Below are 18,532 nucleotides of genomic sequence, written 5' to 3'. Positions count from 1 at the left end.
TCGTCCCTTTGACGAAGCCGGAGGTTTACTCCTCCGGTTTCGTCGCGGAATGCATGGCCACAATGCCGAAGGTGAGATTCTGCCAGCCTGCGCCGGTCCAGCCGTTGCGGTTAATGGCGGCGGCGAGTTCTTCTTGTTCAGGCCAGGCGCGGATGGATTCTGCCAAGTACACGTAGGCATCTGGGTTCGACGAGACCAGCTTGGCCACTGGTGGCAGCAGGCGGGTCAGATACTCCTTATAGAGGGTGCCGAAGATCGGCACGACTGGCTTGGAGAATTCTGCCACGGTGAGACGACCGCCCGGCTTGGTGACGCGGGACATTTCGCGCAGGCCGAGTTCGAAGTCGTGGATATTGCGCAGGCCATAAGATATGGTCACCGCGTCAAAGGTGTTGTCAGCGAAGGGTAGTTGCATGCCGTCGCCAGCAACTTTGGGGACGTCGCGGTCGCGGCCGGCGGCGAGCATGCCGCGGGAGAAATCGCAGGCTACACACCAGGCACCTGACTTGGCGAGCTCCACAGTGGACACCGCGGTACCCGCGGCGAGGTCGAGGACTTTCTCGCCGGGCTGCAGATTCAGGCGCTCGCGGGTGCGGCGACGCCAGCGGGCGTCTTGCCCGAAAGCGAGCACGGTATTGGTGATGTCGTACTTCTCGCCCACCGCGTCAAACATGCGCGCGACGTCGAGGGGCTGTTTATCCAGATCTGCCTTAGACACTTGGCCTAGTTTAGGCCACGCGGGCGCCAAGAGCACGCGCCGCCCAGCGCGGCAGCTCCGGGCGCTGTCCCAGAATCGTCAGCGGGACGCGACGAGTGTCTTCCAAGACTTCCTCGTAGTAGCCCAGTAGCTGCTCACAGAGTGCGGTCCAGGTCTTCGAGGAAATGGACTCGCGGGCGTTTGCGCGCAGCTCGTCGTGGATTTCTGGGTTGAGAAGTGCGTCGACGGCGTTGGGAAGGTCTTCGATGAAGGTCTCGACATCGAGAAGCAGGCCGTTGTAGCCCTCCTCGATGAGATCAACCGGGCCACCGGCACGCGGACCAATGGTCGGCACTCCGGAGGCTTGGGCTTCCTGAATGGCCTGGCAGAAGGTCTCGAATTCGCCAGCGTGGACGAAGAGGTCAAGGCTGGCATAGGCCTCAGCGAGTTCGGTGCCGTTGAGGGCGCCGACGAAGATGGCATCGGGAAGCTGTGCTTCCAGCAGCGGACGCTCCGGACCGTCACCGACGATGACCAGCTGGATATCCTCGCGGCCATTGAGTGCGGAGAGCCGGTGCACGCCCTTCTCAGCAGCCAGGCGGCCCACGAAGCCGACAGCCTTGCGCCCCTCGGTAATGCCCCAGGACTTACGGAGCTTCTCAGAACGGCGGCTGGGGTTGAAGCGCTCGGCATCGACGCCGCGGCCCCAGTGGCGGACGTTTTTGATGTTGTGTTTTTCCAGGTCCGCGATGGTCAGCGAAGACGGAGCGAGGGTCATCTGGCAGGCATTGTGGATGGTGCGCAGCCACTCCCACACGCCATAGGCCAGCGCGGAGGCGTGGTACTTGGTGGCGAATCCAGCGACGTCGGTCTGGTAGAGCGCAACCGCGGGGATGCGCTGTTGGCGAGCAGAGAAGGCACCCGCCGCACCCAAAACGAAGGGGCTAGCCAGGTGCACGATGTCCGGTTTGAACTCGCGCAGTGCAGCATCGACAGCGCGGGTGGGCACGCCCACCGGAAGGGAGTCGACGAGGGGGACTTTGACCGTCGGCACGCGCACGATTTTGAAACCGAGGTAGTCCGGGATTTCTTCTTGCTTTTCGCGGGCACCCGGCGCGATGACGATCGCGTCGTGCCCGGTGGCGTGCAGGTGCTCGAGCACGCGCAGGACGGAATTGGTGACACCGTTGACGTTGGGAAGGAAGGACTCAGCCACAATCGCAACTCGCATGGTCCCTATCATTCCCCATCTCTTGGTACTTCTCGATGAAGCCTATCCGAACTTTCGGTTAACTTTTCCTTATCGGCAGGTTTACCCTGCTGCTTTCGGCCTACTCGGCCCACCAGCCACCACGCGCCGACGGCAATCAGCGTGGCCACGGCAGCACTGGAGAGCGCCGGAATCACCGATAAGGTCCATTCGCGTCCCTCCACCTTAACTAAGTCCGGGTCATCGGCGGCATAGATCACCCACACCTGCTGGCCCTCGCCTAATCCGGTCGGATACAGCAGACCGGTTTGGGGTGAGTGGTACACCCCGTCGGCATCCTGGAAGTCGACGTTGGTGCGGCTCCAGCTGACATCGGTCACCGTCGCCAGGGCACGCGCGGGTTCGCGGTCGATGGCGCGGTCATTGAGGAAAGGACCTAACACCATGGCGACAGCCCCCAGCATGGCAGCGGCGTAGAGCACCAAAATCAATTGGTACAAACGCCGCCTTAAAATCGCTGGGGTAATTCGCCGCATTAGCTGCCTACCTTGGTCGCGATCTCTTGATGCAGCTCGCGCAGGCTCTTACGAGTGGTGTGTGCTTCCACCACGGTGATGCCGGTGGAATATTCCTTCAGTTCTGCCAAAACGTCGAGCAGTTCCTGCGGAGTGTCGGCGCTGCGGTAGTCCGCACCGTAGGCATCGGCAAGCTTTTCGATGTCCACCTCACACGGCGTGCCAAAAGCCTGCTCAAAGGATGCGCGCAAGGAAGGCTGACCCTGCTCGAGCAGCTCGAAAATACCGCCACCGTTGTCATTGGCGACCACGATGGTGAGATTTTCCGGTCGCCTCTGGTCCTGTGGGATGAGCAGGGAGGATGCATCGTGGTAGAAGGTGACATCGCCAAGCAATGCAATGGTGCGGGGCGCGCGCCAGTCTGCCGCGTGCAGGGACTGGTTGGCCAGGGCCACGCCAATGGCCTGCGCGATGGTGCCATCGATGCCGGCTGCACCGCGCGGGGCAAAGGTATCGACGCCATCAAAAGGCAGACCAATCAGGGAAGCATCGCGCACCGGGTTGGAGGCACCCAGCACTAACGTGTCGCCGACGGCCAAGGTATCGCCCACGGCGGCTGCGGCATGCAGGCCGGTAAAGCCGTGCTCGTCGTTGTCGAGGGTCTCGCGCACGGCCTCCGCAGCCATATCGGAAGCGCCCTGGCAAATCTTCATCCAGTCACTGGTGGGCTCACCGCTGGTTTTCACGGTGGTGCCCAAGGTGGCGTGCTCACCGCGCGGGTTGGTGAAGTCCGGGGTCTGGGACAGCACAATCAGGTCAATGTCCGGGTCATTAATGAGCGCCAACACCCCGCGGTGCAGGGTCGGATGACCCACGACGATGACCTGCTCGACCTTCGTGTTGACCACGTAGTCATTGGCGCTGACCTGCGCCTTGCGGAAGATGTGTGCCGCTGCCGGATGGACCGGGTAATAGGGTGCGGGCGCACTGGGTTCCGCGATGGTCGGCACGTCTTCAAGTCCTGGCACGGGCCACGCCTCATCACCGGCAATAACCAGGGTGTTCTTCTCCAGGTCTACGGCGACCTCACCGTGGTTGGAGGCTGCCGGCAGCTTCGCCTTGCGCTGAAAGCTTTCGGACGGGGTGCTGGGCAATTCGTCGTCGACCAGCGGGGTATCGAAAGCAACGTTGATGTGGATCTGGGAATCGGTGGCCAGGCGCTGCGCCATAGCCAAAATGTCATCGCCGCTAGTGACCTGGGTAGTCGGGGCGAAATCCCCGAAAATGCCCTGCTGGTCGATGGTCTGGGAGGCACCCGTGCCGACCATACGTTCTGGGCGATCCGCGCTAATGACCGCCAGCGGGGTATGCGAGTGCGCTGCTTCCACCATGGCCGGCAATGCGTTGGCCACGGCGGTACCAGAGGTCATCACCACGCCGACTGCGCGGCGCTGCACCCGGGCCATACCCAAAGCACAGAAGGCGGCGCTGCGCTCATCGATACGCGTATGCACCCGGATGTCCTCACGCGCCAGCAGCGCTAAGGACAGCGGCGCATTGCGGGATCCGGGGCAGATAATTACGTCGTTGAGGTGGCGGGCGAGCTGTGCGGCCACGGCCTCGGCCAGCTTCATCGATTCATTCATGCTGACCGATCTTACTAAGTGAAATTAGACGGCTGGACTCGGTTCGTTCTCACCTAAGAGATCGTTGAAGAAGCCCTCGACATCGAAGCCGCCACCTTCGCCCTGATCCGGCTGGTACTGCTCCGGAATCTCGGTCGGAATGTTATCCGGCAGCAGGTCGCGGACATCATTGGCCGACTCGGTGGTGGTCTCGGTTTCGGTGACCGTGGTCGGAACCTCAGTCGTCTCGGTCAGAGTCGTCGGCTCCTGCTCGGCCTCTTCCGCGTCATTCGCAGCAGAACGCCATAGGAAGAACAGCACACCAATAGCCAGCAACGCCAGGACCGCGAGTGCTGCCAGCACACCGGTCATGCCGTTCTTGCCCGAACCGCCACCCTGCGGTGCGGAGTAACTCGACGGCACCGGCTCGTACTGCTCGTCCTGCTGATATCCCTGGTTGTATCCGTTCTGCGGATACCCACCCTGCTGGTAACCGCCTTGCTGATAATTCTGGTTGTAACCGGGCTGGTTAAAGCCACCCTGCTGAGAACCACCTTCGCCGGGGAAGTACTGGCGCGGGCGGTCGTCACCTGCGCCGTTGCCCTCGACGCGCCCGATGTGCCGGGTCTGGTCAGCGTCGTAGTTGTTGTCGCCGCGACCCGGGCGGCCGTTGTTGCCGTAGTTATTGCTCATGCAACCAGAGATACCGCATTTTGCTGGAAGATTACAGCGAGCGCGCGTGAAGCGCCCTGCCAGTCGGGGTATCGGTGGTGGCCAATTCAGCTGGTGTGGCATCGGCAATAACCTTGCCGCCATTGGCACCGGCACCCGGCCCCATCTCAATCACCCGGTCCGCACCAGCGATGACAAAGGGGGCGTGCTCAACGACGATGACGGACTGGCCGGCATCGGCAAGCTTGTGCAATTCCGCAGTCAACAACTCCACGTCCGCCGGGTGCAGACCCGTCGTCGGCTCATCCAGCAAGTAGACCGTATGACCCCTGCGCGCGTTGCGGGAACGCTGCAGCTCCGTGGCGAGCTTAATGCGCTGGGCCTCGCCACCAGATAGCTCCGGTGCGCCCTGGCCCAAACGCAAATAGCCCAAACCGATGGCCTGCAGTGTTTCAATCGCGCGGTAAATCTTCGGCTCATCAGCAAAGACCTCTGCGGCCTCATCCACGGTGAGCTCCAAAATATCTGCCACCGTGTAGCCATTCCAGGTGACCTCTAAAGTCTCATCGTTGTAGCGACGCCCCTTACAATCCGGGCACTGTGTATACGAGCCCGGCAAAAAGACCAGCTCGACTTCGATCTGTCCCGCACCACCACAGGTCGGGCACTGACCTTGTTTGACGTTGTAAGAAAAGCGCGAGACCTTCCAGCCGCGTTCCTTCGCCTCAGCCGTACCCGCAAACAGCTTGCGCACACCATCAAACAACCCGGTATAGGTCGCCAACGTCGACCGCGGCGTACGACCAATCGGCTTCTGCGTAATCTGCACGACGCGCTTGACCGCATCCAGGCCATCCACGCTTCTCACCGTGTGGCCGGATTCCTCGGCCGCACCAGAAGTTTCGGAAGATTCCGAAGAGTCGTCTGCGTCGGTAACAGCAGTCGCCGACTCACGCAGCACATCTGCGAGCACCGTGGACACCAGCGTGGACTTACCGGAACCGGATACGCCTGCCACGGCGGTGAACTGGCCCAGGCCGAAGCTTACGTCGAGGTTCTGGAGGCTACGGATATTGATGTCGTGCAGGGTGAGCTCGCCGTGGGCTTCTCGGGCGGAATCATTAAGCTCCAGCTCGCGGCTCGCCAGGGCTGCACCGGTGGGGTTGTCAGTATCGGTGTACTTCCCCAACGGTCCTGAGTAGAGCACCTGACCGCCGCCCTCGCCGGCGCGGGGGCCGACATCGACAAGCCAATCTGCTTGGGCGACTAAGTCCATGTCGTGTTCGACCAAGAGCACGGAGTTGCCCTCATCGATAAAGCGGCGGCAGATATCGATGACCGCGGCACGCTCCTGCGGGTGCAGACCAGCAGAAGGCTCATCCAGAACGTAAGCGACACCAAACAAACCAGTGCGCAGCTGCGCAGCCAAGCGCACGCGCTGTAATTCACCCGCCGACAAGGTGCCGGCCGGACGATCCAGGCTCAAATGTCCTAAGCCCAACTCCAAAGCGGACGACAACGTCGGCACAATCTGTTTGAGCAACAACGCTTCCGCAGACGTCTCATCGTCCTGGGCGTTCTGCTGCTTGACCAGTACCGAATGGAGTTCGTCGAGGGGGAGTTTGCCGAGGGCATCGATAGGCAGCCCCGCGTAGGTTACCGCCAAAGCCTTGGTATTCAGGCGGCGGCCATCGCAGGTCTCACACGCACGGGATTCCATGTACTGCAGGGTGCGGCGGCGCAAGCTTTCCGATTCCGTCTCCCGCAACGTCTTATTCAAATAACTAGCAACTGAGCGCCACGTGCCCTCGTAATTTCGCTGAATCTGGTCCGCACCACGCAGCGGCTTCACCGTGACCACGGGACGCTCTTCCGTAAAGAGAATCCAGTCGCGGTCTTCCTGGGACAGCTCCTGCCAGGGCGAATCCAAGTCGTAGCCGAGAGTCTGCAAAATATCGTGGAAGTTCTTACCGGCCCACGCACCCGGCCAGGCGGCAATCGCGCCTTCTTCAATCGACAGCGTCGGGTCCGGCACCATAGAGGCTTCCGTCGGCTCATGGACCACACCAGTGCCCTGACAATCCGGGCACATGCCTTCCGGCGTATTGGGCGAGAAAGAATCCGAGTACAACCCGTCTGGATTATCCCCGGCGCGCGAATACAACAGGCGCACCGTATTCGACATCGACGACAGCGTGCCCACGGTGGAGCGCGCCCCACCCCCACTTGTCGATTGCTGCAACGCCACCGTCGGCGGCAAACCCGCAATCTCTTCTACCTGCGGGTCGACTGCCGAACCAATCAACCGTCGCGCAAAAGGTGCCACCGACTCCAAGTAGCGACGCTGGCCTTCACCATGAATGGTGCCAAAAGCCAACGAGGACTTACCCGAGCCGGACACACCCGTTACTGCCACCAACTGCCCACGCGGAATCGACACATCCACGTGCCGCAGATTGTGCAGGTGCGCATCACGAACGGTGATCATATCTGAAGTAGCCATACCCACCAGGGTAACTACTCCACGCGACCACCCTTATCCGCACGACGCTGTTCCTCCAACAACTGCCGCGTCTTACGCACATCCTTGGTCAGAGACACCAGCCACACGATGATGCCCACCACCACAGCCAGGAACAACAACACCAACATCAGCTCATAAGGGCCCATACTTCACTCCCGTCAGTCGTCTTACTTGGCCAAGCACACCACCTTCATATAAGGCAGTAATTACTTCTCTCACAAATATACAGGTTGCATTATGGTTACGCAGCTGCTTAACGATGCCGCCCCCGCCCAGGGGCCGCACACCCCTTAACTAAGCAGGGTCCCTAACCAGCCGACGAGCCAGCACCACCACGAAAGGCAACGGGAAAAGGGTGTTCACAAGCACTTTCAGCCAGGTCTCCACATCCTCTAACCCCAGCGCCGACTCCAACCCGATAGCCGGTGCGACAACTTCAGTAAACCCCCACACGATCGCCTGAGAGGCAAGCCACAGGCCCAGCAGGTACAAGATAAACCAACGCGACAACATAGGGTCAGCTTCCAACAGCAAGAAGATACTAATGTCTTCTTTTTATATTTATCCTAGGCGAATGACAATAGGTGTACGTGAAAACTCCTACCCCATCACTCAACTTAAATAGTGCCCACGGCCGGGTTGAGAGCAGGAAATTTAATCAGAAACGAGCTGGCCATTGCTGATAGACTTAGCGGTCTATTATCAACAATCTGCACAGTCTATGAAGCGAGGCAGAAATACATGACTCAGCACACCGCATCTATTGCTCTCGTGGGACTTGGCCCGCGTGGCGTATCGACGTTAGAACGGCTTATCGCTTACCTCAATAGTGCTACTGAACACCCAGATCAGTTAGAGCTGCACCTTATTGATGACGCTCAACACGGTGGCGGCAAGATTTGGGATATTAACCAGACCAAGGTGTTGTGCATGAACACTTTCGCCCACGGCATGACTTTGTTCTCTGAGCCCGGTGCGACAGTTAATGCCCCTGTGGTTGAAGGCCCCACTATTTACGAATGGGTTCAGTTGCTCCTGGACCGAACTGACAATATTGCGCAGCCGAAACTCGATTACGTCGCTGACCACCCATTAGATAAGGGTGTAGTGGACGAGTTCGGTCGTCACTACCTCGAATCGGTACGTCCGGAGTCTTATCCCCTGCGTGCTCTATACGGCCATTATCTACAGTGGTTTTTCCGGTCGATTCTGTCCGATGTTCCGGAGTGGGTCGAGGTCACAGAACACTTTGCCCGTGCCACCGAGCTTTCCGACGAAGGCGATCACGACGTCATCTCTCTAAACAACGGCAAGACGATTACCGCGGATGCGACGATTGCAGTCACCGGTTGGCAGAACCAGGGTTACACCGGGCAGGAAGACTGGATCCGCAAGACCATGAATTCACATCCGGATTTGCGTTGGATTCGTGCCGACAACCCTATCGACCAAGACATTGATGGAATTCGTGACAATGAAGAAGTACTCGTGCGTGGTCTCGGCATGGGCTTTTTCGACGTCGCAATTTTGTGCACACAAGGCCGTGGTGGACAGTTCGTAGAAGACGACTCCAAGCCCTGGGGACTGCGCTACGAGGGCACAGGTAAGGAACCAACCTTCTATGCCTCTTCCCGCCGTGGTTATCCCTTCATGCCACAGTCTGATGACCGTGGCCTGCCACAGCCTGCAGGCATTCCGCGACTGCGCGAGACAGTAGCGGAACTCTCTGATCGTGAAGCTATCAGCAGTATCAACTATGACACCGAGGTCTGGCCTTCCGTACTGCGAGATGCCTACCAGGCCTACCTGGAAACTCTTAATCGAGTTCAGCCGGAAGCCATCCGCACCAGCCTCGAAGAAGCAATTGCTGCACTTGACGATGCCGAGATCAACGCCGCCGCTGTCTTCAACGGAATTAAGGCAGTCGATGAGGTCATCAAGACCCACACCACCCAAGACTTCTCTTTGCTGAAGTGGATTCATCTACTACCAGCGCACTTTGATACCCCTGCGGAACTCAACGCTTACTTGGTTGAGCGCATGGTCGAAGATCTTCGCGATTCTGAGAAAGGCCCGGACAGCCCGGTACGAGCTGCGCTGTGGTCTATCGGTTTTTCCCGTAAACCCACTCAGGTTCTTGGTGCCGAGGGTCGCTACAACTTGGAGTCCCGACACCACATGTTCTCCAAGGCCGTGAACTTAGGCCAACTCTCGTGCTCCGGTCCCCCGATTTTCCGTACGCGCCAGCTGCTCGCACTTGTCGATGCCGGCATTGTTCACTTTGTCGGCGGTTACCCACTGCTGGATACCGACCGCAAGACCGGTGAGTGGACCATGAGCTCACCGTCGTCTGGTGGCTACCGTTTCCGCGGAACCACGTTGCTCGATGCATGGGTGCACAAACCGGATATTCGACGTCGACCGGCCGATGCGTTCTCAGCATCGCTATTAGATTCCGGGCGTATCCAGCCCTTTACCGAGCCTTCTGCCGAAGGCGCTGATATCCCGACTGGTTCCCCAGCACAGGATCCACAGTCACGCCGCACCATCAATGCTTCAGGAAAGGCTGATCCACGTCTTCACATCGTGGGTATCCCAGCGCACGCCGAGTATCCAGACACGACGATTTCCCCACCTCTTCCGGGTACGGACTCCTGGTTCCTCCAGGAGACCGATAAGGCCGCGGTCAGCGCCGCGCGCCTTGTATTAGGCCAGTAGGCCTAACAAATGCTCCCGCTCGTCACCCTTCGGGTTGGTCACATCGAGGTCTTCCACGATGGTTGCTTCCGGCCCGGGTGACATCACGAGCACTCGATCCGACAGCACAATCGCCTCATCAACGTCATGGGTCACCATGACGACGGTGCGGCGATTTGCTTCCCATACCTCCAGCAAAAGCTGCTGCAGCTGTCGACGCGTCAACGCATCCAGCGCACCAAATGGCTCATCCAACAGCAAAATATCCGAGCCCACCGCGAACGCACGGGCTAAGCCAACTCGCTGCTGCATGCCACCTGAAAGCCCGGCTGGACGACGTTCTCCGGCATGGCCCAAGCTCACTGCTTCCAAATAGCGTTCAGTAATGTCCTTGCGTTCTTGTTTTGACAGTTCAGGACGAGCCGAACGCAGACCAAAATCAATATTCCCGCGTGCTGTCATCCACGGCAGCAGCGCATGGTTTTGGAACACCACGCCGCGGTCTGGACCAGGCCCTGTAATTTTCTCACCGCGTGCGCGAACCTCACCTGTCGTCGGGAAAGCCAACCCTGCAAGCATGCTGAGAATCGTCGATTTACCAGAGCCCGATGGCCCCAATAGCGAAACGAATTGACCTTCCTCAATTGCGACGGATGTGTCACCAATAACCTGGGTTTCTACGAAGGTCTTAGTAATGTTCGAGATTTCAATATGAGACGTGCCGTTAGTCATAGCGAACAACTTTCTGCAGAGAAGCGACCAAGTAGTCAAGGATGAGGCCAATCAGGCCAATGAGAACAATGGCGACGACGATGGCGTCGATATCAAGTTGGTTCCACATGTTCCACACGAAGAAGCCCACACCCTGTCCGCCAACCAACATTTCTGCAGCAACGATGACCAACCAGGACGTCGACAATGACTGTCGCATACCTGTCACGATGCCCGGCAACGCCGCAGGTGCAGTAATAAAGACCAAACGCTGCCACCAATTCGTACCCAGCGTTGCGGCAAGATTCTTGTATGTCGGATGAATGCCTCGCACTGATTCAATGGTGTAGAGCAACGTCGGCCAGAGCGCAGACAAGACGATCACGAACACCGCGGTGTTTTCAGCATCGCGCAGCAACGCCAAACCTAAAGGCAACCAAGCTAGCGGCGAGACGGGACGCAAAATCTGTGCAAAAGGATCCACTGCTTTGTGGAACAGCGGCGATGAGCCCAGCCAAAATCCCAACGGAATAGCAATGACCATTGCAATCAAGAAACCCACGAGCACACGTAGCAATGACGCAAGCATGTGCCAAAAGATACCCACTGATGCAGGACCATCGCGATAGAAAGGATCAGAAAGGATCTCTACTGCACGTTCCCACGTTCGTGCTGGAGTCGGGGCAATATCAGAGAGCCACCCTGCCGATGCTGCTGCCTGCCAGATGGCAATAAACAGCACAAAGATACCGACACCGATGGCAGTCGCCTGCAAATTTCTTTTCATGGTTGTCCTTACTCTGTCGGTCGGGCCGGATCGAAACGACGACCGTTAATCGTCAAAGCTGCCGAGCTGGTATCTGCTTCTCGAGGAAGAACTGCTTGAGCGGCTTCCTTAATCACAGCGTCATCCCACGCCAATGGATTGGTTCCCAGCTTTTGTTTTGAAAGCTGCGCTGCCATCCACGTAATGGCGGTCTGCGAAGTCGCACCGCCAAAGTTGATCACGTTCGGATCCACATGGTGCTCACCGTGCCAGTCGGTGTAATCCCCCAACAGCGCCGGCTCAATGAGTTCCGGATTCTGGTTGAGGTACTTCTCTTGCCCCAGCAAAGGTGCGGCCTCTGCAGCATGCGCCGGATTATCAACGAACTGCGCGCCTTCATGCAGGGCAGCCACAATGCCATCGCGTACTTCTGTAGGAATGTCTTTAGCTACCGCTACAGAACAACAAGGGTGCTGGTCCCACATCTCTTTTGTCGGAACAAAAATCCGTCCCGCCCCGGTGGCCAGTGCACGCTGGTTGAAAGGCTCTGGACCGATAAATCCATCGATGGTGCCAACTGAAAGTTGCGCCACCATATCTGCGGGACGCAGCAATCGCAGTTCAAGATCGCGCACCGGATCTACTCCATTTGCGCTCAAGTAATCGCGCAACAGCAAAGAGTGCACTGAGTACTCAAAAGGGATACCAAGCACCATTCCCTTGAGATCCGCTGCTTCTTGGACATTCGGATTGTGCTCCGCCGCCAAAGCTAAAGCTTGGCCGTTTGTGTTTTGTGTAAAAGCCAATTCTGTCGGGCGCGCTGCGGATGCAAGCCCTGAGTCAATAGCAATCGGCATCGGGGAGAGCATATGAGCAACATCTAGCTCACCTGTTGCGTAGGCCGTCCACAAATCTGCCCAACCGGCGAACTTGCGCAGTTGAACGTTGATGTTGTGCTTAGCAAAAGCGCCTCGAGCATCTGCTGCCAAGAGTGGTGCCGAGCAAGCAATCGGCACAAATCCAATCGTGATGGTCTTTGCCGCTTCAGTGCTCTGAGAACAGGCACCAAGGGCTGCCGCAGACCCCAACGCGAGTGCTGCGCGGAAGAACTGCCGCCGGGAGTGAACCATATATTCTCCCCTTAGTAGACAAAGCGGTATGTGAGCGAATACCGACTCTATGCGGGCACTACGACACTGTCAATAAAGAGATTCAGCAGGCTGCTGAATTTTTATAGACGCCTTGGTCTACATAGAGCAGTACAAGAGGTGTAGTGTGGTCGCTACGCCAATGAAGTCTTTTAGCTAAAGGAGAATCACTGTGTCTGAGTTGACCCCCAACCATGAGGCCGGTCAGGCTATCGAGCCAATCGACAACGACAAGCTCAAGGAGCTTGCCCAGAAGAACATCGATAACCCAGCAGGCGGCGTGAAGCACATTCGCACCCACACTGAGGCTGACGGTTACTTCCGCAACAACTCTGAGGTACGCGGCCACATCATCAAGGTGGGCGAGCCACTTCCATTGCTGGGCGATGACTCCGCACCGAACCCCACCGAGGTCGCCCAGGCCGCTCTGGCTGCCTGCATTAACGTTGGCATCCAAGCAATCGCACAGCACCGCGGTGTCACCCTGACCAAGATTGATTTGGACATCGAAGGCACCATCGATATCTCACCAACCTGGGGCGTTGGCGATACCGGCGAAAACAAGCGTCCGGGTGTCTCTGACGTGCACGTCAAAGTGGACGTCGATGGTGATGCAGACAAGGAGACCCTGCAGAAGATCGTCGACGACGCTATCGAGTGGTCCCCGGTGGTCAACACTTACACCCGCCCAGCAAACCTCACCCACGAACTGGTTTAAGGCTTTGCGCCAGCTCACTAGCTGACAGCACAAAGTCCCGGCCGAACTCCTTCAGCGTCTACTGATTAGGGTTCGGACCGGGACTTTTTCCAGTTTTCGGAAGCTACAGCACGTCCCAGCATTCCTTCGCCCGCTTAAACCACCAATCCTTACGGTCTGCTGGTGCCGAGAGTTCGGTCAGACGATCCGACTCCGGTGCAAGGTGCTCGACGCGCAGATGTCCGTCCTCAATCTTGCGCGGTGCGGTGACATCTTCAATGAACAGTGAGCCGGTGGCTAGGCCTGCGGCGGCGGGGACGACGTCGACGTCTTCGTCATCCAGAATCTTCGGCAGGGCGGCGACGGTGGCCAGGCCCATGCTGATACCGACGGAGGTATCCAAAGCGGAGGCCACCGTGATATCCATGTGTCGTTCGCGCAGGTGCTTCGCAATTTCTAATACGCGGCGCACGCCCCCGAGTGGCGCGGGCTTTACGACAGCGACATCGGCAGCCTGCAATTCTGCGACGCGGTAAGGGTCGTCGACTTTGCGGATGGATTCATCGGCAGCAACACGCACGAACAGGCCGTTTCGCATGAGTTGCTTGCGTACTTCGACGAGTTCTTCCGCAGTCGCGCAGGGTTGCTCCATGTAGTCCAGGGGCATCAGCGCTTTGGCGGCGGCGACGGCTTCGTCGACGGACCAACCGCCGTTGGCATCCACACGGAGGACGGGTACTTCCCCACCGCGGGCGTTGACGACGTCGCGCACAGCATTCACGCGAGCAATGTCGTCGTCCAAGGTTTGGCCTGCTTCAGCGACCTTAATTTTGAAGGTGCGGCAGCCCGGGTAGCGGTCCATGACTTCTGGGACCTGTTCGGCAGGAACGGCCGGGATGGTGCCGTTGACTTCCACCCAGTCACGCTGGGGTTCCGGGAAGCCTTCGAAGGCTGCTTCTAATCCGGCGCGCAGCCACTGCGCGGACTCAGCAGGGCCGTACTCCAGGAAGGGGGCGAACTCGCCCCAGCCGGCGGGGCCATCGATAAGCAATGCCTCGCGGGTGGTGACCCCACGAAACTTCACGGCCAGCGGCAGGCTAACCACGTGGGCGCGTTCTAAAACCTCGTTGATGTCTGGTTTCTGCATTCTCCCAGACTAGCTAAACCCAGCTTGTCGTTTAACCGAGCGTAGAATCGCCAGCAACCACAACGAAGGAGGCCACCATGTTATTGGCGGAAGCTTTGGCTGAGCGCGCCGCCGCCCAGCAGCGCCTGCAGACCCTGCGCGAACGGCTGCTGAACACCCTGCGTATTCAGGAAGGCGATACTCCGGAGGAGGATCCGGAGGCAATGCTGCGGGAAGTGGAAAACATCGGTAAGCGCTTGGATTATCTGGTCCAGGCCATCAACCGCACCAACATGGCCACGCCTTTCGATGAAGGCACGCTTTCCGATGCCCTTGCGCTACGCGACGGCTACAAACGCAACCGCCGCTTGTGGGCCGAGTTCGCTGAGAAGGCTTCTGCTCGCCAGGAGCGCTGGACCCGCTCGGAGGTCAAATTCATCAGCACCTATTCGGTCAAGAAGCTGCGCAAGCATGCCGATGACTGCGCCCAGCAGTTCCGTGAGCTCGATACCCGCATCCAGCAGGCCAATTGGTCCACGGAACTTATTGAGAAGTGAGGTTAGAGGGCATCGCTAAGCGATGCCCGTTGGTAGCCCACAACAATCAGCGAGTGCGAACCCCGCCTGACGGGTTAAGGCAGGCACACTGGCGCCCATGGCGATACACGGGCCAAGGAGTTCTAATCTCCTTGCCGCATTGTTGACCTCGCCGCATTGCGCACACCAGCACACAGTGGTTACCGCCACTGGCATTGTGCACAGTTCACTACCGCCGCACTGGGATTGTTGTGGGTGAGGGTTGGGTCTGGGGACACTAACTTCACTTCTTTTCCCGCTGGTCTACGCTGGTAGCTTATGAGCACGGCTAAGCATAACTACAGCACCGCTAACCCCTTCCGCGCCGAGTTGTGGCAGGAGGTGGCCGGTTTCGAGGACCTTACCGACATCACCTATCACCGCCTGCGTGGCGATAAGCGCGCCGATGGCATCGTGCGCATCGCCTTCGACCGCCCGGAGGTACGCAATGCCTTCCGCCCACACACCGTGGATGAGCTTTACCGCGCACTCGATCACGCCCGCCGCACCCCGGATGTCGGCACGATTTTGCTCACTGGCAACGGCCCTTCCGAAAAGGACGGCGGCTGGGCCTTTTGTTCTGGCGGCGACCAGCGCATCCGCGGCCGTTCCGGTTACCGCTATGCCACTAAGCACGCGCATGACGATGCCACCGCCGACGAATCCACCGTCGATACCGCCCGCGAAAAGGTCGAGGGCGGCCGCCTGCACATCCTGGAAGTCCAGCGCCTGATTCGCACCATGCCGAAGGTCGTGATCGCTGTGGTCAACGGCTGGGCCGCCGGTGGCGGACACTCCCTGCATGTCGTCTGCGATATGACCATCGCTTCCCGCGAGGAAGCCCGCTTTAAGCAAACCGATGCCGATGTCGGCTCCTTCGATGCTGGCTATGGCTCTGCCTACCTGGCAAAAATGGTCGGCCAGAAATACGCCCGCGAAATCTTCTTCCTGGGACGCACCTACGATGCCCAGCGCATGTTTGAAATGGGTGCAGTCAACGAGGTCGTCGACCACGCCGATCTCGAAGATGCCGCCATCCAGATGGGCCGGGAAATCAACACCAAGTCCCCCACTGCCCAGCGCATGCTCAAATTCGCCTTCAACCTCACCGACGATGGGCTCATGGGCCAGCAAGTCTTCGCCGGCGAGGCCACCCGCCTGGCCTACATGACCGACGAAGCAGTCGAAGGCAAAGAGTCCTTCCTAGAAAAGCGTGAACCCAACTGGGATCAGTTCCCGTACTACTACTAAGGAGCAGCCATGGGAGTCATGATTTTCAGCGGCATCATCGCCCTGCTCGCCCTTGCCGCAGTCTTAGCCAGCCGCTTCTGGATGCTGCGCCGCATCCGCGACGCCGAAGAAAACGAAGAACGCCCCTTCGACTACGACGACGAGCTGAAGAACCCTTACGAGGAGTAAGCCGCTTAGACGGTAGTGGGGTCTTCCAACGTGGCGGCATGGTGCGAGACGCGCAGTACCAATCCGACGATGATGTAATTCGCCATCAGGGAAGAACCACCTGCTGACATAAACGGGGTGGTTAAACCCGTCATCGGGATAAGCCCGGAGATTCCTCCTGCGACGACAAATACTTGTAGCAGGAGGATAAGCGCGAACCCGGAAACCAACAGCTTTCCGAAGCTATCGCGATTCGACATCGCTGTAGTCAACATACGGATGACCAGCAGCGTAAACACCATCAGCACTGCGCTAAGCCCAATAAGCCCCAGTTCTTCACCGACTGCACCCAAAATGAAATCGGAGAACGCCAACGGAATAAGTTCCGGGTGACCGTGTCCAAGGCCCGAACCCGTAATGCCACCGGTCGAGAGACCAAACAAGGACTCGGATAGCTGATTGCCGGTGTTGTAATAGTCCGCCAAGGGGTCCCGCATGTTGGCGATACGCGTTTGAATCTTGGTCGACACCTTCGCCACTGCTAAGCCGCCGATGACCAGCGCGGCTATACCTAACAACAACCACGACGTCCTGCCCGTTGCGATGTACAACATCCCGAATACCGTCAGAAACAGCAACAATGCAGGGCCAAAATCATTAGTCGCGGCCATGACCAGCAACGCGATGAAGCACATCAGCCCAATCGGGGCAATATCGCGCAAGCGTGGAAAACCAGGCCCAGAAACCTCTTGCCCGCTACTGCAAAGAAAGCCCGCTTCTGGCTAATCAACATGGCAAAGAAGATAACCAGCAGTACCTTGGCGAACTCACCCAGCTGCACAGAAAACGAGCCAATCTTGATCCAGATCCGCGCATCCGACTCCACAGGTTGTGGCGATACCAGCGGTGCCGCTAGGAAAATTAAACCCGCCAACCCCAGCAAGTAGGAATAACGCTGCAGCACCCGGTGCTCCCGCACCACCACTAAGACAGCAACAAGCAGTCCTAGACCGACAATCGTCCACAACAGATGCCGCTTAGCCAAGCTAAAGTCCAACGCGACATCCAGCCGACGCAGCATCACCAACCCAATCCCGTTGAGCAAGAAAGCCGCCGGAAAAATCACTTGGTCAGCTTTCGGCGCCAGAAAGCACAGCGCTACATAGACCACCAGGCCCAGTCCACACAGAATCACCGGAACCCGAAAGGCCGGCCACCCTAGCTCCGAGTCATCGCGTGCCAGCTCAACGAGCAGGCTGCCCGCCACCACGATGAGAGCAACCAAACACAGCAGTCGCGCCTCCCGCGGGCGCGCCGGAGCAAGTTCGAGCACCACAAACCTTTAATCAAATAGCAAATTTCATATGAGAGTATCCCACGCACAAATCGTTTTCAATAAATTTATGTAGCTGCACAGCACAAACGGTTCACCCCGTCCCGAACAAACGCACCACCCACTGCAATCCCAAATTCTCTTTCGTGAATGCTACGACCTAAAATCTCTCGTCAACGCTCACCAACCAACCATCCATCCCAGTAAAGTTTTCAACCCTGGCAATTCAATAATTGTTGCCTGGCAGGCAGCCTCTCAGTTCGACATTGGCTTACTTCACCCCTAAAGTAACCGGCATGAAGATCGGAAATTCAGTCCTCATGCTCATTGCCCGCCTGATTGTCGGCGTGGTGCTCATCGCCCACGGCTGGCAGAAATTCAACGAGTGGACCATCTCCGGTACAGCTGAAAACTTCGCCGGTATGGGCGTTCCCCTGCCAGAGGTTTCCGCAGTCATTGCCGCTTCCGTCGAACTTGGCGGCGGCATCCTGCTCATCATTGGCCTGCTCACCCGCATCGTCGGTGTGCTCGTCGCCCTGGTGATGCTCGGTGCCGGTATCTTCGCTGAGCACTTCTCCGCAGGCGTCTTCGCCAGCGATGGTGGCTGGGAGCTCGTCGGCGTTATCGCCGCAGCCGGTCTCGCCTTCGCCGCTGCTGGTGCAGGAACCATCTCCGTCGACAAGGTTCTCCTCGGCCGCAAGTAGTCTTTCCTTTTCCGCCGCCCTTCTTTTTAGGAGGGCGGCTTTTGCTTTGCGATGTCCTTATGGCCCACGTTTCTGCAAAAAATTCGACGATCGCGCCGACTTTTTGCTCAAAAACGACATCACTGCGGACGGCT

General features: G+C 58.4%; 20 protein-coding genes. 6 read left to right on the top strand and 14 right to left on the bottom strand.

Annotation, left to right across the window (positions count from 1 at the left end):
- Window positions 1-25 precede the first annotated feature (25 nt).
- The 8 genes from UL81_RS01515 to UL81_RS01485 all read right to left on the bottom strand — a co-directional run bounded on the left by UL81_RS01515 (window position 26) and on the right by UL81_RS01485 (window position 7,777).
- Window positions 26-718, bottom strand: a complete 693-nt coding sequence (locus UL81_RS01515; RefSeq protein ID WP_035106489.1) for a demethylmenaquinone methyltransferase — start codon at window positions 716-718, stop codon at window positions 26-28.
- 10 nt (window positions 719-728) lie between these two features.
- Complete coding sequence (locus UL81_RS01510; RefSeq protein ID WP_035106488.1) at window positions 729-1,928, bottom strand: glycosyltransferase family 4 protein; 1,200 nt, start codon at window positions 1,926-1,928, stop codon at window positions 729-731.
- An 8-nt stretch (window positions 1,929-1,936) separates the two neighbouring features.
- A complete protein-coding gene (locus UL81_RS01505) occupies window positions 1,937-2,443 on the bottom strand; it encodes a DUF3592 domain-containing protein (RefSeq protein ID WP_046453176.1) in 507 nt (168 codons plus the stop codon).
- Entirely contained in the window at window positions 2,443-4,068 is a 1,626-nt protein-coding gene (menD, locus tag UL81_RS01500) for a 2-succinyl-5-enolpyruvyl-6-hydroxy-3-cyclohexene-1-carboxylic-acid synthase (RefSeq protein ID WP_035106487.1), read from the bottom strand. Before menD ends, UL81_RS01505 begins: the two co-directional genes overlap by 1 nt.
- A gap of 24 nt (window positions 4,069-4,092) precedes the next feature.
- Window positions 4,093-4,740: a hypothetical protein gene (locus UL81_RS01495; protein WP_046453175.1), complete on the bottom strand. Its 648-nt coding sequence runs from the start codon at window positions 4,738-4,740 to the stop codon at window positions 4,093-4,095.
- Between the two features lie 31 nt (window positions 4,741-4,771).
- Window positions 4,772-7,222, bottom strand: coding sequence for an excinuclease ABC subunit UvrA (locus UL81_RS01490; protein WP_236684487.1), 2,451 nt, complete (start codon window positions 7,220-7,222; stop codon window positions 4,772-4,774).
- A 14-nt stretch (window positions 7,223-7,236) separates the two neighbouring features.
- Complete coding sequence (locus tag UL81_RS11890) at window positions 7,237-7,389, bottom strand: hypothetical protein (protein ID WP_158407901.1); 153 nt, start codon at window positions 7,387-7,389, stop codon at window positions 7,237-7,239.
- Window positions 7,390-7,537: 148 nt separating this feature from the next.
- Window positions 7,538-7,777 carry a hypothetical protein gene (locus UL81_RS01485; RefSeq protein ID WP_144407155.1) on the bottom strand — a complete coding sequence of 80 codons (240 nt, stop codon included), beginning with the start codon at window positions 7,775-7,777 and terminating at the stop codon, window positions 7,538-7,540.
- Window positions 7,778-7,984: 207 nt separating this feature from the next.
- On the opposite strand from UL81_RS01485, the gene UL81_RS01480 reads away from it, so the two are divergent.
- Window positions 7,985-9,961: an FAD/NAD(P)-binding protein gene (locus UL81_RS01480; protein WP_035106484.1), complete on the top strand. Its 1,977-nt coding sequence runs from the start codon at window positions 7,985-7,987 to the stop codon at window positions 9,959-9,961.
- On the opposite strand, the gene UL81_RS01475 is transcribed toward UL81_RS01480, so the two are convergent.
- Genes UL81_RS01475 through UL81_RS01465 form a run of 3 tightly spaced genes read right to left on the bottom strand, consistent with a single transcriptional unit; the run spans window position 9,950 to window position 12,547 of the window.
- Window positions 9,950-10,672 carry an ABC transporter ATP-binding protein gene (locus UL81_RS01475; protein WP_035106483.1) on the bottom strand — a complete coding sequence of 241 codons (723 nt, stop codon included), beginning with the start codon at window positions 10,670-10,672 and terminating at the stop codon, window positions 9,950-9,952. The genes UL81_RS01480 and UL81_RS01475 overlap by 12 nt on opposite strands.
- A complete protein-coding gene (locus tag UL81_RS01470) occupies window positions 10,665-11,438 on the bottom strand; it encodes an ABC transporter permease (protein WP_035106482.1) in 774 nt (257 codons plus the stop codon). The genes UL81_RS01475 and UL81_RS01470 overlap by 8 nt, the downstream gene beginning before the upstream one ends.
- A gap of 8 nt (window positions 11,439-11,446) precedes the next feature.
- Window positions 11,447-12,547, bottom strand: a complete 1,101-nt coding sequence (locus UL81_RS01465) for an ABC transporter substrate-binding protein (RefSeq protein WP_035106480.1) — start codon at window positions 12,545-12,547, stop codon at window positions 11,447-11,449.
- Between the two features lie 190 nt (window positions 12,548-12,737).
- On the opposite strand from UL81_RS01465, the gene UL81_RS01460 reads away from it, so the two are divergent.
- A complete protein-coding gene (locus UL81_RS01460; RefSeq protein ID WP_035106479.1) occupies window positions 12,738-13,283 on the top strand; it encodes an OsmC family protein in 546 nt (181 codons plus the stop codon).
- A gap of 103 nt (window positions 13,284-13,386) precedes the next feature.
- Here the strand turns inward: UL81_RS01460 and UL81_RS01455 are convergent, their stop codons facing one another.
- Window positions 13,387-14,409, bottom strand: a complete 1,023-nt coding sequence (locus UL81_RS01455) for an o-succinylbenzoate synthase (protein WP_035106478.1) — start codon at window positions 14,407-14,409, stop codon at window positions 13,387-13,389.
- A gap of 77 nt (window positions 14,410-14,486) precedes the next feature.
- On the opposite strand from UL81_RS01455, the gene UL81_RS01450 reads away from it, so the two are divergent.
- The 3 genes from UL81_RS01450 to UL81_RS11940 all read left to right on the top strand — a co-directional run bounded on the left by UL81_RS01450 (window position 14,487) and on the right by UL81_RS11940 (window position 16,382).
- Window positions 14,487-14,945, top strand: a complete 459-nt coding sequence (locus UL81_RS01450; protein WP_035106477.1) for a DIP1984 family protein — start codon at window positions 14,487-14,489, stop codon at window positions 14,943-14,945.
- Window positions 14,946-15,242: 297 nt separating this feature from the next.
- Window positions 15,243-16,214: a 1,4-dihydroxy-2-naphthoyl-CoA synthase gene (locus tag UL81_RS01445; protein WP_035106476.1), complete on the top strand. Its 972-nt coding sequence runs from the start codon at window positions 15,243-15,245 to the stop codon at window positions 16,212-16,214.
- A gap of 9 nt (window positions 16,215-16,223) precedes the next feature.
- On the top strand, window positions 16,224-16,382 hold the full coding sequence (locus UL81_RS11940; protein ID WP_169746054.1) for a hypothetical protein: 159 nt from the start codon (window positions 16,224-16,226) through the stop codon (window positions 16,380-16,382).
- Between the two features lie 5 nt (window positions 16,383-16,387).
- On the opposite strand, the gene UL81_RS11605 is transcribed toward UL81_RS11940, so the two are convergent.
- The gene (locus tag UL81_RS11605; RefSeq protein ID WP_052097774.1) at window positions 16,388-17,083 is read right to left on the bottom strand and encodes an FtsW/RodA/SpoVE family cell cycle protein; all 696 of its coding nucleotides are present in this window, start codon (window positions 17,081-17,083) and stop codon (window positions 16,388-16,390) included.
- Complete coding sequence (locus UL81_RS12110) at window positions 17,056-17,697, bottom strand: FtsW/RodA/SpoVE family cell cycle protein (RefSeq protein ID WP_269078724.1); 642 nt, start codon at window positions 17,695-17,697, stop codon at window positions 17,056-17,058. Before UL81_RS12110 ends, UL81_RS11605 begins: the two co-directional genes overlap by 28 nt.
- Before the next feature lie 293 nt (window positions 17,698-17,990).
- On the opposite strand from UL81_RS12110, the gene UL81_RS01435 reads away from it, so the two are divergent.
- On the top strand, window positions 17,991-18,398 hold the full coding sequence (locus tag UL81_RS01435) for a DoxX family protein (protein ID WP_046453173.1): 408 nt from the start codon (window positions 17,991-17,993) through the stop codon (window positions 18,396-18,398).
- The last annotated feature ends 134 nt before the right edge of the window (window positions 18,399-18,532 follow it).

This window comes from Corynebacterium camporealensis (genome assembly GCF_000980815.1).
In the GTDB taxonomy this organism is placed as follows: Bacteria; Actinomycetota; Actinomycetes; order Mycobacteriales; family Mycobacteriaceae; genus Corynebacterium; species Corynebacterium camporealense.
The sequence above is the reverse complement of the archived record's forward strand: the minus strand, read 5'-3'. Positions and strand labels throughout refer to the sequence as shown.